Source organism: Aeromonas sp. MR7, from assembly GCF_963899385.1.
Lineage (GTDB): Bacteria > Pseudomonadota > Gammaproteobacteria > Enterobacterales > Aeromonadaceae > Aeromonas > Aeromonas bestiarum.
The window spans coordinates 258,372-276,781 of record NZ_CAWQXH010000021.1; the positions used below are offsets into that span (position 1 = coordinate 258,372).

The window sequence follows — 18,410 nt, forward strand, 5'->3', positions numbered from 1 at the left end:
CTGATCTCACCCGCGCCTCCTCTCCCCCGGATCAGGTTCCCTATTCTGATGTGATGGCGCCTGGTACCCCGCTCACCGGCTCGGCCAGCAGGCAAGGCCGCACTTCGCAACCAACCAGACAAGGTTAAAACCACACATTCAAGGATTGGCATGCTATATCACTAGCATCTGACGAACTTAATGGTTGATCACACTAAAAGATAACCAATTAATGACATTTTCTAATGAAACCGGATTACTTTTTTTAGCGCAAGGAGCGCCATATGGGGCGTGAATTTTCGACCCTGACATGCCTGGCAAGCGAGCAGGAGGAGTGGTGAACAAGGTGGCGACAACCACCATCACTGACATGAAGAGAGGGGCAACAGGCCCGTCATGACCCAGGTACTGACAAATACTGATACGCACCCGCGAGTATTAACCAATCTGGTCCGTTGACGCCCCCGGGCATATCAATTCCAATGGGCCGCCCGCATGATGTCGGGCGCTGTGGGAGTGAAACATGTATCAGTCATCGGATTTTGATATCAATGGAGATCGACTCAGGATCAAGCGGGAGCAATATCCGCTCGCCAAAATAGTGAATATCAAGGCCAGACAATCCAGCCTGACAAAACAGCTGCTGCGGGCGGCCGGCATAGGCCTGATATTTTCCTTCGCCGTCTGGCTGCTGCCCCTGTTTAATACAGCGCCCGAGGTGACGACCATATTGGCCCCCCTGCTGTTTATTGCGGGCATGCTGTTCGCACTGCTGCAATATGCCAGATATGAGTTGCTCATCGAGGTGCGACATGGGGATGAGACCGGCATTCAATGGGTCACTGTGGCCAGAAGCCGCCGCCAGCAAGACTTCGCCCTGTTCCGGCAACAGGCGGATATTCTCACCCGTCGGCTGATGCAATAGTCCGGGCGCCTGACACGAATACGCCGGGGCAGCCCCGGCGTATTTCACGACATTTATCCATCGCCCCCTTGGCCGACAGACAGATGGATACGGCTGATCACAACGCCAGCTGGCTCAGGATGGCGTGGGCCGCCTTGACCCTGGCCTCGTTGGGATAGTTGCGGTTGGCCAGCATGACGATGCCGATTCCCTTGGCGGGCACGAACGCCACATAGGCGCCAAAGCCGTTGGTCGAGCCCGTCTTGTTATAGAGTCGCGCCAACCCCGTCTCTTGGGACGCGGCAACAGGTTTGACCGGGTTGGCATTGTAAATCACCGCCGAGGAGTTGCCCGCCAGCAATGTCTGCTCGGTGACGGGATAGGCGTAACTCTCCCAGCCCAGTCCCTGGGTCATGTCCCCCACAGAGTAGAAACCTGTGTGGGTCAGCGCGATCGCGCTCTTGACCGCCTCATCCCCTTGATAGCCGATGTTGGCCTCGACAAATCTCAGCAGATCCGCCGAGCCGGTCTTGATGCCATAGGCCTCTGCCGCCAGCACACCCGGATTGACCCTGATGGGCTTGTCTTCCTTCGAATAGCCATAGGCATAGTTCGCCATGGCCGCGTCGGGGACCTGAATATAGGTGTGGTGCAGACCCAGCCTGGGCAGCAGGGTCTGGCTCATCAGTTGCTCAAACGGCTGGCCCAGGCTGCTCGCCGCCAGGTGGCCGAACAGGCCTATGCTGGGGTTGGAATATTGGCGATGGCTGCCCGCCGGATAGGCCGGTGCCCAATGCCGGTAATACGCCTGCATCTTGTCGCTCGAATCCACCTCGTCGGGGAACTGCAGCGGCAGGCCACCCGCGCTGTAGGTGGCGAGCTCAGCCATTGTGATGCCATCAAAGGCGGAGCCTTTGAGCCAGGGCGCATGCTGGCTCGCCTTGTCCTCCAGCTGAAAACCACCCTTGACCGCGGCATAGGCGCCAAGGGTCGCGGTCAGTGTTTTGCTGACCGAGCCAATCTCGAACAGGGTCTGCTCGCTGACGCGAGCACCGCTCTCCCGATCCGCCACCCCGTAGTTGAAGTAGTGCGCCTTGCCATCCTTGAGCACGGCGACCGCCATGCCCGGGATCCTGTGCTGCTTGAGCAGAGGCTGGATGGCGCCGTCGACCACGGTCGTAAGGGGATCCGCCCCCTCGCCGTGGGACAGGGGGGAGAGCAGCAGGGCACTCAGTGCAAGCAGTGACACGGCAGTGTTTTGTTTCATTGGATGAGTCTCGCGATGGATAAAGGCGCCGGCATGGTGGCAGGCGCGGTCAAGGTGTGAGGCCAGCATAACCGGCCAGCATGTGTCCACTGTGCGCCTGGGTGAAGTCTGTGTGAAGTCGCCCCCAAACATGACCCCTCTCAAGGGTTTATCCCGGAGTTGCCCGCCTTCTCCCGCCGCTGACGTATAAGCTGTAGGGGCGAAAGGAGACAAGGGAGGCGCGGGTGAAGGGACAAGAGCACATAGCACGACTGCTGGCGGCACTGGAGCAGGTGATCCTGGGCAAGCCGCTGCAACTCAAGATAGCCCTGGTGACCCTGCTGGCCCGTGGTCACCTGCTGATCGAGGATCTGCCCGGCATGGGCAAGACCACCCTGGCCCACGGGCTGGCGCAGGTGCTGGGGCTGGACTGTCGACGGGTACAGTTCACCGCCGATCTGCTGCCGGCCGACCTGCTGGGGTTGCAGATCTTTGACCCCCACCAGCAGCAATTTCGCTTTCACCCCGGCCCCGTCTTTACCCAGGTGCTGCTGGCGGACGAGATCAACCGCGCCAGCCCCAAGGTGCAGAGCGCCCTGCTGGAGGCCATGGCCGAGGGCAAGGTGAGCATAGAGGGCCACACCCACCCGCTCCCCTCTCCTTTCTTCGTCATCGCCACCCAGAATCCGGCGGATCAGGCGGGCACCTATCCACTGCCGGAATCCCAGCTCGACCGCTTCGCCGTTCGGCTGTCGCTCGGCTTTCCACCACGGGAAGCGGAGCGTCAGCTGCTGCGCGGCCACCGCCAGAGCCAGCCCCTGACCCCGCAGCTGCATGCCACCGAGCTTGCTGCCCTGCAGGCCGAAGGGGATGCCATCCATGTCTCCGATGCCACTCTCGACTACCTGCTGGCGCTGGTGCAACAGAGCCGTTTCGATGCCGAGCTGCCCCAGCCCCTCTCCCCCAGAGCGGCCCAGACTCTGCTGGCGGTGAGCCGAGCCTGGGCGCTGGTGGCGGGGCGCCGCTTCGTCACTGTGGAAGATGTGCAAGCCGTCTTCCCCTATGTGGCCGAGCACAGGCTCAGGGGCAGCTTCGGCGTGCAGCGCGGCGAGGCCTGCCCCCTGAGCCAGCGCCTGCTGGCCAGGGTCGATCCGGACAATCCTTGATGAGACGCTCCCTGATGGGCTGGCGCCAGTGGAGGGAGCGCTGGCAGCGACGCTGGCTGGCCCGCCGCATCCCCCCGGCCCGCCAGATGACCCTGGGGCCGCGCAGCCTGTTTATCCTGCCTACTCGCATGGGGCTGCTCTATCTGCTGGTGATGATCGCCATCTATCTGCTCGGCACCAACTACCAGAACAACCTGGTGCTGCTGGTATCTTATTGCCTCGGCAGCCTCTTCATGGCCGCCATGTGGCTCACCCATCGCAACCTGCTGGGGCTGGCATTGCTGGGAGGACCCGCTGTGCTGGGAGAGGCGGGCAGCCAGCTGCCCATGCGGGTGACGGTGCAGAGCCCGCACCCGGTGCAGGCGCTGCACTTCAGTCTCAACGAGGGGTCGCTCTGGCTGGCGCAGGCCGGCTCGGCTCCCCAGTGCCTGACCCTGCCGGTGCAGGGCCTGCGACGGGGCCGTCTGCCATTGGGCCGCTTGCGGGTGGAGAGCCGCTACCCCCTCGGTCTGTTTCGCTGCTGGTCGCTGCTGGACCTGCAACTGGAGGCCTGGCTCTCCCCCAAGCCTCTGCATGGGCTGTTGCGAAGCGAGGAGCTGTCGGCTCAGCACGGCGCGCAGGGCCAGCCAGGCCCGGCCCCCCTCGGCGACTTTGACATGCTGCGGGCATACCAGAGTGGGGAGCCTTTCGGCCGGATCGCCTGGAAGCAGCTCGCCCAGGGGCGCGGCCTGCTGGTCAAGCAGTTCCACGAGCCGAGGCAGGATGACACGCACCTCAGCCTGGCGCAGGTAACGGGCACGGATCTGGAGCAGCGGCTGGCGGTGCTGGCCTGGTGGTGTGGTGATTACGGCAGGCGGGGCATTCCCTTCACCCTGACTCTGGCGGGGCAGACGCTCGGCCCTGACTGTGGCCCCGCCTTTCTCCAGCGCTGCCAGCTGGCGCTGGCCAGCGTCGACAACCCGCAGGCTCAGGCAGACGAGGCCAGCCCGTATGCTGCTCGATAACCGGCGCCTGCTGCCCCTCATCGCCCTGCAACAGCTGCTGCTGGTGCTGGCACTCTGGCCTCAGCTGCAGCTCTGGATCGTCGCCGTCGGCGCCCTCACCCTGAGCGTGCGAGCCATGATGCTGTGGCGGGGCTGGCGCGCCCCCCCCGCTCGTGCACTGGCGCTGCTGGCCATCACAGGGGCCCTGCTGCTGGCCTGGCAGTGGCGGGCACTGGGCACCTTGCCGGCCCTCATCAACCTGCTCTGGCTCGGCTACAGCCTGAAGATCATCGAAGTGCGGCGGGAACGGGATATAGAGCAGGTATTGCTGCTCGCCTTCTTTCTCATCGCACTGACGCTGGTGCAGCGCCAAAGCATGGGCTGGACCCTGGCGATGGCGGGGGCCCTCTGGCTGGCGGTGACGGCGCTGGTGACCGCCGTGGCCCCCGAACAGAAACAACCGTGGCGCAGCGCGGGTTTCTCGCTGCTGCTGGCCCTTCCCCTTCTGCTGACCCTGTTTCTGGTGCTGCCCAGGCTGCCGCCGCTCTGGCAGATGCCGACCACCAGCCGCGCCCTGTCGGGTCTTTCGGAAGAGGTGGCCCCCGGCGACATCAGCGAGCTGGTCAACTCTTCCGAGCTGGCCTTTCGTGTCACCTTTGCCGACGGCCCGCCCCCCGCCAATGAGCGCTATTTTCCCGTGATGCGCCAGGAGCTGTTCGATGGCCGGCGCTGGCGGCTGAGCGCCGAGATCCGGCAGTGGCAACAAGCCCAACCCATGCAGACTGCGCCCCTTCAGGCCAGTGCAGGGGCCCTGCCTGGCGCCAGCTACGAGGTGATTGCCGAACCCCAGCGCCACCGCTGGACCCTGGCCCTGCCCAGGCCCAGGGTGGTGAGCGGCCCGGTGCAAGTCAGCCCGCTCACCACCCTCTATCGCCGGGACCGGGGGGATCAAAGGATCAGCTACCGGGTCACCAGCGAGCCAACAGCGCCCAAGACCGACCTCGCCGCCCGGCGGCTCAACCTGCAACTGCCCCCGGCCGGCAACCCCAGGGCCCGCGCCCATGCCCTCACCTTGGCAGCCCGTTATCCCGACCGGGCAGCGCTGGCCTCGGCCCTGCTCGATGAGTTTCGGCGCGAACCCTTTTACTACACACTGCAACCGCCGCTGCTGGGACCGGATGGGGTGGATGACTTCCTGTTCAACAGTCGGCGCGGCTTCTGCGGCCACTACGCCATGGCCACCGCCTTCGTGCTGCGGGCGGCCGGCATTCCGGCGCGGCTGGTGACCGGCTATCTCGGCGGTGAGTGGAACCCCAGGGGCAACTACCTAGAAGTGCATCAGTTCGATGCCCACGCCTGGGTGGAATACCTGAATGAGCAGGACGACTGGCAGCGGCTGGACCCCACGGCGGCGGTGGCACCGCAACGGATAGAGGGGGGCATGACGGCGGCCCTGAGCGACGAGTTCACCGCCGCCGATCCCCTCTCACTGCAGCGCTATCGCAACTGGGCCCTGCTCAACCAGTTGCGCTGGTGGGGCGCCAATCTCGACTACCAGTGGACCCGGCGGGTGCTCAACTACGATGCAGCCCTGTTGTGGCAACAGGTGGGAGCGCGCTGGCCTGTGCTGGCCAGCCACACTGCCTGGCTGATCCTGGCCTGCCTGCTGGGGGTGGCCGCCCTGGTGGGCACGCTGCTGTTGTGGCCGGGGCGGGCGCCGCCGCAACAGCGGCTGTGGCGCCCCCTGCGCCGGCGTGCCGCCCGCCAGGGGTGGCAACCCGCCGAGGGGGAGAGTCTGGCCAGCTGGTGCGCGCGGCTCGGCTCCCTTGTCCCTCTGCTGGCGCGACCGCTGGCACGCTGCGCCTGGCTCTATCGGCGCTGGCGCTACGCCCCCCTCTCCCCGAGACAACGACAGCGAGTCTGGCAGCAACTGCAGCGACGGCTGCGCCAGACCTGCCGCGCATGGGATGGGCAGAGATAGCGCCGGGCACCCATCAGGATCCCGCGCAAGCAAAAGGGGAGCCAGTGGCTCCCCTTGTTCATCAGGCAACAGCGAGCGTCAGGCTCAGGCCTGCTTGCTGCTCTGGGGCGGGTTGTCCCAGATCCCCTCTTCCAGCTGGCTGCGGATCTCGGGGTACTTGTTGGCATCGAAGGTGGGCACCTTGCCCAGCTTGAGCTGATCGTTGTAGTCCTTGGCCAGCTTGATGGCCACGCCGGAGAGCAGCAATATGGCCACCAGGTTGACGATGGCCATCAGCCCCATGGAGACATCCGCCATGGCCCACACGGTCGGCAGCTCACCCACGGAACCGAACATCACCATGCCCAGCACGAACATCCGGAACAGCATCAGGCCGCCCTTGTGGTTGTGCTCTAGGAACACCAGGTTGGTCTCGGCGTAGGAGTAGTTCGCCACTATGGAGGTGAAGGCGAAGAAGAAGATGGCCGCCGCGATGAAGATGTTGCCACCGCCACCTATCTGGGAGGAGAGCGCCCGCTGGGTCAGCTCGACCCCTGTGATGCCGGAGCCAGGTTCAAACTGGCCGGACATCAGTATGATGGCCGCGGTACAGGTACAGATGACGATAGTGTCGAGGAAAACCCCCAACATCTGCACATAACCCTGGGAGGCCGGGTGCGGCGGATAGGGGGTCGCGGTCGCGGCGGCGTTGGGGGCTGAACCCATACCGGCTTCGTTGGAGAAGAGACCGCGCTTGATGCCGTTGATCATCGCCTGGGAGATGGCGTAACCCATGGCGCCGGAACCCGCCTGCTCGATGCCGAAGGCCGACTTGATGATCAGCACAAACACCCCTGGCAGTTCGCTGATGTTCATCGCCACCACGAACAGCGCCATCAGTATGTAGGCCAGCGCCATGAAGGGCACCACCAGTTCGGCGAAGCGGGCTATGCCACGAATGCCGCCGAAGATGATGAGGCCGGAGAGCACCACCAGCGCCAGGCCGGTCGCCCAGTCAGGAATGCCGAACGCCACGTTCATCGCCAGGCTGATGGAGTTGGCCTGCACCGCGTTGAACACCAGGCCGAATGCCAGCAACAGACAGAGGGAGAACACCACCCCCATCCAGCGCATGCCGAGGCCGCGCTCCATGTAGTAGGCGGGGCCACCACGGTAGTTGCCATCCTCGTCCTTCACCTTGTAGAGCTGGGCCAGAGTGCTCTCCACGAAGGCCGTCGCCATGCCGATGAAGGCGATCAGCCACATCCAGAAGATGGCACCCGGGCCACCTAGGTAGATGGCCACGGCCACACCGGCCAGGTTGCCGGTACCCACGCGGGCGGCAAGGCTGGTACAGAGTGCCTGGAAGGAGGAGATGCCGGCCTTGTCCGATTTGCGGCTATTGCGCAACACGGAGAACATGTGGCCGAAATGGCGGATCTGGATAAAGCCCAGCCGGAAGGTAAAGAAGATGCCGACCCCGATGAGCAGGTAGATGAGCACGGCTCCCCACATCAGGTCGTTAATCATTGCGATCAAGGTGTCCATATTTCTCTCGTTGTTATCACGTCCATGGCCAGTCTGCGCTGGCCCCTTGCTGTCTGTTTCTGAATTAGCGGTTCACTAAAGGGGCGGAATCTAGCATAGCGAGGGAGTTCAGAATAGTGATCGCGATCACTGAGAAAACAAAAAACGAGCTGTCCGGCGCAATAAAGCTTCATTTAACACGCAAATTTTCAACAAAACTTGAAACTCAATCAATCAGCCGACAAATTAGACCCAAAAGAGCACAACTTGGCAATTATCTACATAGAGGTAGATGCGTTCACGGGGAAGCAAACTAGGGCGCAAGCGTTTACCTGAAATGGATTTCAAAATGGCCCCATTTTGCCAAACGTTTTACACGTAATAAAATTTCAAGTGGCTGACCACACAATTTATGTGATCGATGACACAAAACCGATAATCAACCAAAAAAGTTGTTTTTATCGGGGGATAAATCCATTTGCTAAAAATGGATAAAAGTCGTTTTTTATCAATAACTTTTATCCACTTCTTCCCCGCGCCGCCGGCGACTGGCTGATAAGCATACAAGCCCCCCTATTGCAGGATGCGCCACATCCGTATTAATTAGGCAGGCAATGGCGATGGGCCTCCCCCATCGTGCTTTTCTGAGCCTGAGCCGCCGGGATTTTGTAATTTTATTTCAGAACTGTCGTCTCACGCCCGCAACCCCGGGATCCCTCCCTCATTAAGAGATGATATTTGCTATGGCCGATAAATTAACCCAGCTGAAAGCCCTGACCACAGTTGTCGCCGATACCGGTGATATCGAAGCCATCAAGCGCTACCAGCCCATCGATGCCACCACCAACCCCTCCCTGGTGTTGAAGGCATCCGAGATCCCCGAATACGCGGCGCTGATCGAAGACGCCATCAACTGGGCCAAAGCCCAGAGCCAGGACAAGGCACAGCAAATCATCGACGCGGGCGACAAGCTGGCGGTCAACATAGGTCTGGAAATCCTGAAAATCGTTCCGGGCCGCATCTCCACCGAAGTGGACGCCCGTCTCTCCTTCGATACCGCCGCCAGCATCGCCAAGGCCCGCAAACTGATCCGCCTCTACAACGAAGCCGGTATCAGCAACGATCGCATCCTGATCAAGCTGGCCTCCACCTGGGAAGGGATCCGTGCCGCCGAGGTGCTGGAGAAAGAGGGTATCCAGTGCAACCTGACCCTGCTGTTCTCCTTCGCCCAGGCCCGTGCCTGTGCCGAAGCCGGCGCCTTCCTGATCTCCCCGTTCGTGGGCCGCATCCTCGACTGGTACAAGGCCAAGCACAACCGTGACTACACCGCGAGCGAAGATCCGGGCGTGGTTTCCGTCACCGCCATCTACGACTACTACAAGCAGCACGACTACCCGACCGTGGTCATGGGTGCCAGCTTCCGCAACACAGGCGAGATCCTGGAACTGGCCGGCTGCGACCGCCTGACCATAGGCCCGGCCCTGCTGGAAGAGCTGAGCAAGACCGAAGGCGCCGTGGTACGCAAGCTGAACTACACAGGCGAGCGCAAGGCCAAACCGGCTCCGATGAGCGAGGCCGAATTCCGCTGGGAACTGAACCAGGACGCCATGGCCCACGAGAAGCTGGGCGAGGGCATCCGCATGTTCGCCATCGACCAGGGCAAGCTGGAAACCATGCTGGCCAGCCGCCTCTAATCAGGGCGCCAAGAGCAGACAAGAACCGGACTCCCGCGAGGGAGTCCGGTTTTTTTATGGGCGCTGGATCCCCTGTCATGAGTTCGTCACGAAAACGTTTTAATTTTAATGGCGTTATGTTATACGGGTGATGAAAACGAGAATAACCAAGGAGGGAGCCATGGAAATGTTCAACTTCGATTATGACGATGTAGTTGAGCTCGGTTCACGTAGCCGCGGGACAACGGGAAAGAAACGTAAATGGCGTGAGATTGAGGCGTTGAAAGACAAGCATCGCCTGCAGAAGGAGCTGCAATCCATCGACATCGCCTACGAAGGTCTCTCGGAAGAGATCGAACTGTAAAAACAGCGCCCCGGTTAACCGGGGCGCTGTTTTTTAGTGGCTTGTGACTGTCAGGAGGAGAGTGGCAACGACAGGCGTTTGGCCAGCTCCTGGAAGTGTTGGCTGATCTCGGCGCCAAACAGGGGATCCCCTATGGCCCGGTTATGCCAGATCTGCTCCAGGTGACGCCAATCATCCTCGGTCAGCGAATCGCGCAGATGGGGGAAGATGACCCCCTCTTCATAGTTCATGTGCGCCTCTTGCAGCGCCACAAACTGCTCCAGCTTGGCCGTGAACTGATCCAGCGGGATGACGGCATCCATCAGTATCATCTCCACCATCTCCTTGAGCTCGGCACCGGCCTCCAGCAGTCTGGCGTGCTCCTCCTGCAACCGGTTGGCGACCTCGCCCTCCACCACCCGGTATTTCAGGTAGTAGTCGTAGATCATGTCCTCTTTCGGGTGGTGGTACTTGTCCGACACCTCCCGCAAATAATCCACCACATCCCGGATCAGGAAGTAGCTGACCGGCTGTTCACTGCGAATGGCGGCAAGCTTGTTCTTGAGCAATTGCAACAGCTTGGCGATGTTGAGGTGGTCCTTATGCAGACTGGCTAACATGGGCACTCCTTGCACTGATTTGAGAAAGATCCTGTCTCGAGTATACGGTCATTTATTACGCTAACTTTGCACTCAATCAAATCTGACGCAGACAATCCCGGCTCATACCCCCTCCTTCAGATGACCTCGATTGCCGTCTTCTCCCTGTCCGCAGACGACCAGAAACAGTGCGAGCCCTCTCGGGCTCGCACTGTCGGGGGTCACATCCGTCTGGCCTGGGCAGGCTACTCGCAGACCGAATGCCAGTTGATGGGGCTCATCCCCTGCTGGGCCAGCAGGCGGTTGGTTTCGGAGAAGTGGCCGCAACCAATGAAGCCGCGATGGGCGGAGAGCGGGCTGGGATGAGGCGCGCTCAGCACGTGATGGCGCTGCCGATCGATGAAACGGCCCTTCTTCTGGGCATGAGCCCCCCACAGCAGGAAGACAACCCCCTGACAGCTGGCGTTGATCTGCTCTATGACCCTGTCGGTGAAGGTTTCCCAGCCCAGATGGGCGTGAGAATGGGCCATGCCTGCCTGCACCGTCAGCACCGTATTGAGCAACAGCACGCCCTGCTGGGCCCAGGACTCCAGAAAACCGTGATTGGGTGTGACAAAACCCGGCAGATCCCGCAGCATCTCCTTGTAGATGTTGACCAGCGAGGGAGGCGTGCGCACCCCGGGCAACACGGAGAAGCAGAGGCCATGGGCCTGGTTCGGGCCGTGATACGGGTCCTGACCCAGGATCACTACCCTGACCCGATCCAGCTCGGTCAGCTTGAAGGCGTTGAACACCTCGGTCGCCGGGGGGTAGATCAGCTTGCCCGCTTCCCGCTCGCTCCTGACGGTCGCCAGGGTCGCCTTGAAATAGTCCTGCTCTTTCTCAGAGCCAATCACATCTGTCCAGCTCGGCACCCCAGCCTCCTCAATCAATGCGGCAGGATCAGACCCCTGCGGTCCTCTCCCTTTCTCCTCTTTCTCCGAATCCAGTACATCTGTCCAGGTCAGCACCCCAATATCCTCAATTAATGCGGCAAGGGGCTCAGGATAGGGGGGCAGACCACAAGACGCAACCGCAGCGCCACCGGCTGAGCCCCATATGGCTGGTCGCCATGGCCATTATGCCCCCTTCATCGAGAGCGGCAGAAAACGCGGGGGGCCGAACCAGCCCGCTTCGCCAAGTATGCCAAGGCGGAGGGCCTTACCTTCCTCTGACCCCCTGCCGGCGGATCCGCTTCCTTTTATAGCGAAGACGAGAATCCTGGGTTGCCGGACGATGGACATCCAGCCCTGCACCCTGGCCCAGTCAACCGGTGGGGCCGGCTGCGCCCTGACTTCCACGGAGTGAAATAGCCATAACATGTAGTTAAATTACTAGATTTAATTAATGAAAGATGCATAATCTGGATATCTTACATAATCAGAAAAATGACCTATTTTTGATTAATCTCAATAATTTAATCCCTACAGACAGGCACAAATCGCGTATTTTTTGATTTAGATCAATTTTCGTATTATTACCATCGTGGTATATATGACCCAACAAAGTAAAGGTGTAAGGCAAGGGCCCTTTAAATCATCCCGGTGGTTTAAATACATCAGGGTAATTTCCTTACAGTTGAATCCGCTTTCCTATGAGGAGTCATACCATGATCAAGGGCATCCAAATCACCCAGTCCACCAACGCAGCGCTGCTGAATTCTTTCTGGCTGCTGGACGAAGAGAAGCAACAGGCTCGTTGCATCTGCGCCAAGGGCGACACCTTCACCGCCGATCAGGAAGTCAGCGTCTCTGACCTGGGTCAGTTCGAATACCGTGAGCTGCCGGTTCAAGCCGAACCTGCCGTGGAAGGTGGTCAGCACCTGAACGTCAACGTCCTGCGTCGCGAGACCCTGGAAGACGCCATCGCCAACCCGGAGAAGTACCCGCAGCTGACCATACGTGTTTCCGGCTATGCCGTGCGCTTCAACGCACTGACCCCGGAACAGCAGCGTGACGTGGTCACCCGTACCTTTACCCAGAGCCTGTAATTCCCTCTGCGGTGATCTGCACCATGAAAAACGGCCCTCTCGGGCCGTTTTTTTATGTCTGACTGTCCGCCCCTGGCTGGCCTATGGGTCAGTGCCTGCGGGCGGCAAATCTGGCTCTGGCAGGGCTCGGGGCATGACAGCCATGCCGCAAGCTCGCTCGTCGCTATCCCTGTTGATCCGCCTTCTGGGCCGACGATCCCAGCACCTCGTGCATCTGCTGCTCATCGAGCTGATCGCAGTAACGGGCCACCACGACTGTGGCCACCCCGTTGCCGATCAGGTTGGTCAGGGCACGCGCCTCCGACATGAAGCGATCTATGCCCAGGATCAGCGCCAACCCGGCGAGCGGCAGGTGCCCCACCGCCGATATGGTGGCCGCCAGCACGATGAAGCCACTGCCGGTGACGCCGGCCGCCCCTTTCGAAGAGATGAGCAGCACCACCAGCAGGGTGATCTGCTGGAACAGATCCAGCGGCGTGTTGGTCGCCTGGGCGATGAAGATGGCCGCCATGGTCAGATAGATGGAAGTGCCATCCAGGTTGAAGGAGTAACCGGTCGGGATCACCAGCCCCACCACCGACTTCTTGCAGCCGAGCGCCTCCATCTTGACCAGCATGCGCGGCAACACGGATTCGGAAGAGGAGGTTCCCAGCACGATCAGCAGCTCTTCCTTGATGTAGGAAATAAAACGCAGGATGCTGAAACCATTCGCCCTGGCAATGCTGCCCAACACCAGAAAAATGAACAGCAGACAGGTCATATAGAAGCAGGCGATCAATTGGCCCAGCTGGATCAGCGAGCCGATACCGTATTTCCCTATGGTAAAGGCCATGGCACCAAATGCCCCGACCGGCGCCAGTCGCATGATCATGTTGATGATGCCGAAAATAACCTGGGAGAAGCTGTCGATGACATTGAAGATTAATTTTCCCTTCTCGCCAATATGATGCAGGGAGAAACCAAACAGCACAGCAAACAGCAACACCTGGAGAATATTGCCGCTGGCAAAGGCGCCGATCACGCTGCCCGGGATCACGTCAAGCAGGAAGGCGATGATGCCCTGCGACTTGGCCTGCTCGGCATAGGCCGAGATGGAACTGGCGTCCAGCGTGGCAGGATCCACGTTCATGCCCACCCCGGGTTGCAGCAGGTTGACCACGCACAGCCCAATGACCAGCGCTATGGTGCTCACCACTTCAAAGTAGAGCAGCGCTATGGCACCGGTTTTCCCCACCGCCTTCATGCTCTCCATGCCGGCGATACCCGTCACCACGGTACAGAAAATAACGGGGGCTATGATCATCTTGATTAATTTAACGAAGCCATCACCCAGTGGCTTCATATCCGCCCCGAGGTCGGGATAGACGTGCCCCAGAAATACCCCCAGGGTGATCGCAAGCAGCACCTGGAAATAAAGGCTGCTGAATATTTTCTTTCGCATTATTAACGTCCTGTTAATTAATCGACATCTCATATGGCAGAAATAAGCATGCAGGGAAGCGTAACGAGAGATCATAGTTCTCTCGCCAGCTTCATGCTATTTCGTCATCGTAACGGCGCCACTTTCACACGTTATAAGAAGCAATTAAGAGACATTAATCACACAACGCATTTAACATCATTAACACCACGGCAACCGTGATATATTTGGTCGGTGATTTATTTAAGGCTTTATTGAATACCTTTCGGATATAAAAATGCCCCGCATGGCGGGGCACTTGGCATCACGACACAGGCGCCGTGGATCAGGCGGAGGTATCGAGGGGCTCGAAGCCCTTGATGAGATCGTCGATCGCCTTCATCTGCTTGAGGAAACCTTCCAGCTTCTCCAGCGGCAGGGCACTCGGGCCATCGCAACGGGCCACTTTCGGGTCCGGGTGTGACTCGATGAACAGACCGGCCAGGCCGACCGCCATGCCGGCACGGGCCAGCTCGGTCACCTGATCCCGACGACCACCCGAGGCAGCCCCCAGCGGATCGCGGCACTGCAATGAGTGGGTCACGTCAAAGATCACCGGATAGCCGCCTGTGCTCTTCTTCATCACCCCCAGACCCAGCATGTCCACCACCAGGTTGTCATAACCGAAGTTGGCGCCGCGCTCGCACAGGATCAGCTGATCGTTGCCGCACTCCTCGAACTTGTCGGTGATGTTCTTCATCTGGCTTGGGCTCAGGAACTGCGGTTTCTTGATGTTGATGACGTTGCCGGTGCGGGCCATGGCCTCCACCAGATCGGTCTGGCGCGCCAGGAAGGCGGGCAGCTGGATGACGTCAACCACTTCGGCCACCGGCTTGGCCTGATGAACCTCATGCAGATCCGAGATGACCGGCATGCCGAAGGTCGCTTTCAGCTCCTGGAAGATCTTCATCCCCTCTTCCAGGCCCGGGCCGCGGTAGGAGTGGATGGAGGAGCGATTGGCCTTGTCCCAGCTCGCCTTGAACACGAATGGTATGCCCAGCTTGCTGGTCACTTCCACGTACTTCTCGCACACCGCCATCGCCATGTCGCGGGATTCCAGCACGTTCATGCCACCGAACAGCACGAACGGTTTGTCGTTGGCTACATCGATGTCATTGATCTTGATATTCTTCTGTTCCATCTCAGGCATCCTTAAGTGAAGGGGCTTGAATCCAAATTAGTCCGTTGCGCCTTGGCACACCGGCCTTGATACTCTGCTGTTTCAGTTCCCAGCCATCCTTGAGTGAAGGGGCCAGGGGCTTGAATCCCAGTTGGTCCGTTGCAGCTCCCGGCCCTTTAATGGAGAGGCTTGGGGCTCAGATCCAGCGCGGCCAGTTGCACCTTGAGCACATCGGCCACAGGATCGTCCGGACATTGTTCAATAAAGTATTCAAAATCGTCGGCGGCGAAGCGCGGGCAGTCGAGCTGCTCGTAGATGAAGCCGCGATCCCGCGTCTCCAGCGGATCGCCAGGCTTCATGCGCAGCAGCAGTTCGCTGCAGCGCAGCGCTTCCGTCATGCGATCTTCCCGCAGCAGGGCACCCTTGCTGACGTTGAGCAGCCGCTCGATGATCTCCCACTGGCCCGAGGGCTGCAGGTGTTCGGAGGTCAGGGTGGCCAGATTGCCAAGGGCGCCGCGCAGCAACAGCTCGATGCGGTGCAGGCTCAACTCGTCGCCGGTGAAGGGGTCCACATAGACCTCGCCCTCGCTGCCGGCGAAGCTCACCAGGAAGTGACCGGGGAAGCAGATCCCCTCCACATCCAGCCCGAGCTTGCGGCCCAGCTGTATGATGAGGATGCCGAGGCTGACCGGAATGCCCTGCTTGCGGGCGAGCACCTGAGCCAGATCGCAATTGGCGGCGGAGAAGTAATCCTGCCAGTCACCGTGAAAACCCAGGGTCTGGTAGAAGCCCTGCAGCAGCTGACGACGCACCTCGTCGCAGTTGCCCTCGTCGATCGTCTCGTCCAGCCAGGCATCGAGCCGGGCCAGCTCGGCATCGCCACGGCCGCCGATACCATGGATCTCGTCGCTCACCGACAACGCCAGCTCGGCGATGTCGTGGGCCTCGAAATCGGTCCATTCGTCTACGCGTATCATAGTCATCATCCTTAACCGAACAGACCGGCCTGCTTCTGCAGCGCAAGCTTGGCGATAAAGAAGAGCCAACCCAGGGCGCCGAGGAAGGCAAACCAGCGGATACCCTTGTTGCGGGCCAGCCGCAGCGCCATCATGGCCAAAAAGGCCACCACCAGGATGGCGGTCAGCTTCTCGCTGAGCCAGGGGGTGCCATTGTTGAGCGGATTGAGATCCAGCACCATGCACAGCAGCACGCCGGAGAGCACCACCAGCCCATTCAACCAGCCGCTCAGTTGCAGGACCCGGCTGCCATAGGCGCCGGCCGTCCCCTTCTGAACCCAGTAAAAACGCAGCATAAACATCAGCACGGCCGAGGCGATCAGCACCAGATGCAGATGTTTGAGAGCAACATACATAACATGTCCTTGAACAGAGGCAGGCCGGGCCCGCCCGTCATCATCACCGAACCAAGCGCCCCAGGGTCACCCGCTCGTTATCGCCGTAATCGCGCACGGTTTCCACCTGGCTGTAGCCGTGCTGCAGCAGGAGTTGACGCACCGCCTCACCCTGTTGCCAGCCGTGCTCCAGCAGGAGCCAGCCACCGGGCAGCAGATGGGCAGGCGCACCGGCCACTATCAGCCGGATATCCGCCAGCCCCTGCTCGTCGGCCACCAGGGCGGAACGGGGTTCGAAACGCACATCCCCCTCGGCCAGATGGGGGTCGGCGCCGTCGATGTAGGGCGGGTTGGAGACTATCATCCCGAAGCACGGCGCGCCCGAGAGCGGTTCAAACCAGCTGCCATCACGCACCGTGATGGGCAACCCCAGCGCGGCGCTGTTGGCGCGCGCCAGTGCGGCCGCCTCCGGCATCCTATCCACCGCCCATACATCGGCATCCGGTCGCTCCGACTTGAGCGCCAGTGCGATGGCGCCGGTGCCCGTGCCCAGATCCAGCAGGGCACAAGGCGCCTGATCCGGCGCGACTGGCCTTGGGGGCAGGCGTGCCAGCGCCTGCTCCACCAGCACCTCGGTGTCGGGGCGCGGGATCAGGGTGGCCGGGCTCACCTTGAGCGGCAGTGACCAGAACTCCCGCTCGCCGATGAGGTGGGCGATGGGCTCGCCGTCGAGGCGACGGCTCAGCCAGCCTTGCAACGTCGCCTGCTGGGCCGCATCCAGGGTGCGCTCCGGCCAGGTCATCAGATAGCTGCGCCGGCAACCGAGCAGATGGCAGAGCAGCACGTCGGCGTCGGCGCGGGGAGACTCGCCCCCGGCCAGGGTCGCCATTATGTGGGCGCGAGCCTGCTGGATCTGCATCAGCGGCGCGCCATCGTCGTGACGGCGATATCTGCACAAACGGGCTGCATCAGCTGTTTTCCGCCAGGGAGGCGAGCTGATCGGCCTGATACTCCTGGATCATGGGGCTGATGATGCAGTCCAGATCCCCTTCCATGATCTCGCCGAGGCGATAGAGGGTGAGGTTGATACGGTGCTCGGAGAGGCGACCCTGCGGGTAGTTGTAGGTGCGGATACGCTCGGAGCGATCGCCGGACCCCACCAGGTTGCGACGGGTGCTCTGCTCGGCGGCGCGGTGGCGCTCATCCTCGGCCGCCTGCAGGCGGGCGGAGAGCACGGACATCGCCTTGGCGCGGTTCTTGTGCTGGGAGCGCTCATCCTGGCACTCCACCACCAGGCCGGTCGGCAGGTGGGTGATGCGGATGGCCGAATCCGTCTTGTTGACGTGCTGGCCACCGGCCCCGGAGGCACGGAAGGTATCTATCTTCAGGTCGTTCGCATTGATCTCGATCTGCTCGGCTTCCGGCACTTCCGGCAGCACGGCGACGGTACAGGCGGAGGTGTGCACCCGGCCCTGGGATTCGGTCTCGGGCACCCGCTGCACCCGGTGACCGCCGGATTCAAACTTGAGGCGGCCGTAGACGTGCTCGCCGTCCACCTTGGCGATCACCTCCTTGTAGCCACCGTGCTCGCCGTCGTTGCAACTGACGATGGAGATGCGCCAGCCCTGACGCTCGGCGTAACGGGAATACATGCGAAACAGGTCACCGGCAAAGATGGCCGCCTCGTCACCGCCGGCACCGGCCCGGATCTCGAGGTAGCAGTTGTTGTCATCCTTGGGATCCCGCGGCAGCAGCATCACCTGCAGCGCCTGCTCCTGCTCCTCCAGCGTGCTCTTGGCCAGCGGCAACTCCTCCTGCGCCATCTCGCGCAGGTCGGCGTCATCCTCTTCCAGCATCAGCTTGGTGGCCTCCAGGTTCTCTTCGGCCTGGCGGAAGCGCTGGAAGGCGTGAACGATATCTTCCAGCTGGGCATATTCCCGGGTCAGGGCGCGGTAGCGATCCTGATCCGAGGCCACCCCGGGCTCGCCGAGCATGGCCTGTACTTCTTCGTGGCGCTCGATGAGGCCTTCCAGCTTTCTGATCAGTGACGGATTCATAAATCTTGTTTTCT

17 protein-coding genes are annotated in these 18,410 nt (G+C 61.0%); 7 read left to right on the forward strand and 10 right to left on the reverse strand.

Annotation, left to right across the window (positions count from 1 at the left end):
* Positions 1-502: 502 nt before the first annotated feature.
* The gene (locus tag AACW87_RS12935; RefSeq protein ID WP_241325151.1) at positions 503-904 is read left to right on the forward strand and encodes a DUF6232 family protein; all 402 of its coding nucleotides are present in this window, start codon (positions 503-505) and stop codon (positions 902-904) included.
* Positions 905-1,001: 97 nt separating this feature from the next.
* On the opposite strand, the gene ampC is transcribed toward AACW87_RS12935, so the two are convergent.
* Complete coding sequence (ampC, locus tag AACW87_RS12940) at positions 1,002-2,150, reverse strand: FOX/MOX family class C beta-lactamase (RefSeq protein ID WP_241325152.1); 1,149 nt, start codon at positions 2,148-2,150, stop codon at positions 1,002-1,004.
* A gap of 224 nt (positions 2,151-2,374) precedes the next feature.
* Between ampC and AACW87_RS12945 the strand changes: the two genes are divergently transcribed.
* The 3 genes from AACW87_RS12945 to AACW87_RS12955 are packed head-to-tail and all read left to right on the forward strand — an operon-like array spanning position 2,375 to position 6,259.
* Complete coding sequence (locus AACW87_RS12945) at positions 2,375-3,295, forward strand: AAA family ATPase (RefSeq protein ID WP_043556310.1); 921 nt, start codon at positions 2,375-2,377, stop codon at positions 3,293-3,295.
* A gap of 14 nt (positions 3,296-3,309) precedes the next feature.
* On the forward strand, positions 3,310-4,299 hold the full coding sequence (locus AACW87_RS12950; protein WP_241325311.1) for a DUF58 domain-containing protein: 990 nt from the start codon (positions 3,310-3,312) through the stop codon (positions 4,297-4,299).
* Positions 4,286-6,259, forward strand: a complete 1,974-nt coding sequence (locus tag AACW87_RS12955; protein ID WP_241325153.1) for a transglutaminase TgpA family protein — start codon at positions 4,286-4,288, stop codon at positions 6,257-6,259. The genes AACW87_RS12950 and AACW87_RS12955 overlap by 14 nt, the downstream gene beginning before the upstream one ends.
* 84 nt (positions 6,260-6,343) lie before the next feature.
* Here the strand turns inward: AACW87_RS12955 and AACW87_RS12960 are convergent, their stop codons facing one another.
* Positions 6,344-7,786, reverse strand: coding sequence for an alanine/glycine:cation symporter family protein (locus tag AACW87_RS12960; RefSeq protein ID WP_043135606.1), 1,443 nt, complete (start codon positions 7,784-7,786; stop codon positions 6,344-6,346).
* A 722-nt stretch (positions 7,787-8,508) separates the two neighbouring features.
* Between AACW87_RS12960 and tal the strand changes: the two genes are divergently transcribed.
* Complete coding sequence (gene tal, locus AACW87_RS12965) at positions 8,509-9,459, forward strand: transaldolase (protein ID WP_043135607.1); 951 nt, start codon at positions 8,509-8,511, stop codon at positions 9,457-9,459.
* A gap of 160 nt (positions 9,460-9,619) precedes the next feature.
* Complete coding sequence (locus AACW87_RS12970) at positions 9,620-9,802, forward strand: DUF3545 family protein (protein ID WP_042867775.1); 183 nt, start codon at positions 9,620-9,622, stop codon at positions 9,800-9,802.
* A 50-nt stretch (positions 9,803-9,852) separates the two neighbouring features.
* Here the strand turns inward: AACW87_RS12970 and AACW87_RS12975 are convergent, their stop codons facing one another.
* Both AACW87_RS12975 and ung read right to left on the reverse strand, forming a co-directional pair.
* Positions 9,853-10,401: a hemerythrin domain-containing protein gene (locus AACW87_RS12975; protein ID WP_043135610.1), complete on the reverse strand. Its 549-nt coding sequence runs from the start codon at positions 10,399-10,401 to the stop codon at positions 9,853-9,855.
* Between the two features lie 224 nt (positions 10,402-10,625).
* Positions 10,626-11,294 carry a uracil-DNA glycosylase gene (ung, locus tag AACW87_RS12980; RefSeq protein ID WP_241325154.1) on the reverse strand — a complete coding sequence of 223 codons (669 nt, stop codon included), beginning with the start codon at positions 11,292-11,294 and terminating at the stop codon, positions 10,626-10,628.
* 734 nt (positions 11,295-12,028) lie between these two features.
* Between ung and grcA the strand changes: the two genes are divergently transcribed.
* Positions 12,029-12,409 (forward strand): autonomous glycyl radical cofactor GrcA, encoded by a 381-nt coding sequence (gene grcA / locus AACW87_RS12985; protein ID WP_042867771.1) that lies wholly within the window; start codon positions 12,029-12,031, stop codon positions 12,407-12,409.
* 163 nt (positions 12,410-12,572) lie between these two features.
* Here grcA and AACW87_RS12990 read toward each other — a convergent pair whose 3' ends face one another.
* The 6 genes from AACW87_RS12990 to prfA form a co-directional block, all read right to left on the reverse strand.
* Positions 12,573-13,850 carry a dicarboxylate/amino acid:cation symporter gene (locus tag AACW87_RS12990; RefSeq protein WP_043135611.1) on the reverse strand — a complete coding sequence of 426 codons (1,278 nt, stop codon included), beginning with the start codon at positions 13,848-13,850 and terminating at the stop codon, positions 12,573-12,575.
* A 304-nt stretch (positions 13,851-14,154) separates the two neighbouring features.
* On the reverse strand, positions 14,155-15,009 hold the full coding sequence (gene kdsA, locus AACW87_RS12995) for a 3-deoxy-8-phosphooctulonate synthase (RefSeq protein ID WP_042037513.1): 855 nt from the start codon (positions 15,007-15,009) through the stop codon (positions 14,155-14,157).
* Positions 15,010-15,164: 155 nt separating this feature from the next.
* Positions 15,165-15,965, reverse strand: coding sequence for a SirB1 family protein (locus AACW87_RS13000; protein ID WP_103471016.1), 801 nt, complete (start codon positions 15,963-15,965; stop codon positions 15,165-15,167).
* A gap of 11 nt (positions 15,966-15,976) precedes the next feature.
* A complete protein-coding gene (locus AACW87_RS13005) occupies positions 15,977-16,360 on the reverse strand; it encodes a SirB2 family protein (RefSeq protein WP_103471015.1) in 384 nt (127 codons plus the stop codon).
* 43 nt (positions 16,361-16,403) lie between these two features.
* Positions 16,404-17,258 carry a peptide chain release factor N(5)-glutamine methyltransferase gene (gene prmC / locus AACW87_RS13010; protein ID WP_241325312.1) on the reverse strand — a complete coding sequence of 285 codons (855 nt, stop codon included), beginning with the start codon at positions 17,256-17,258 and terminating at the stop codon, positions 16,404-16,406.
* Between the two features lie 49 nt (positions 17,259-17,307).
* A complete protein-coding gene (gene prfA, locus AACW87_RS13015) occupies positions 17,308-18,396 on the reverse strand; it encodes a peptide chain release factor 1 (RefSeq protein WP_005317010.1) in 1,089 nt (362 codons plus the stop codon).
* Positions 18,397-18,410 lie beyond the last annotated feature (14 nt).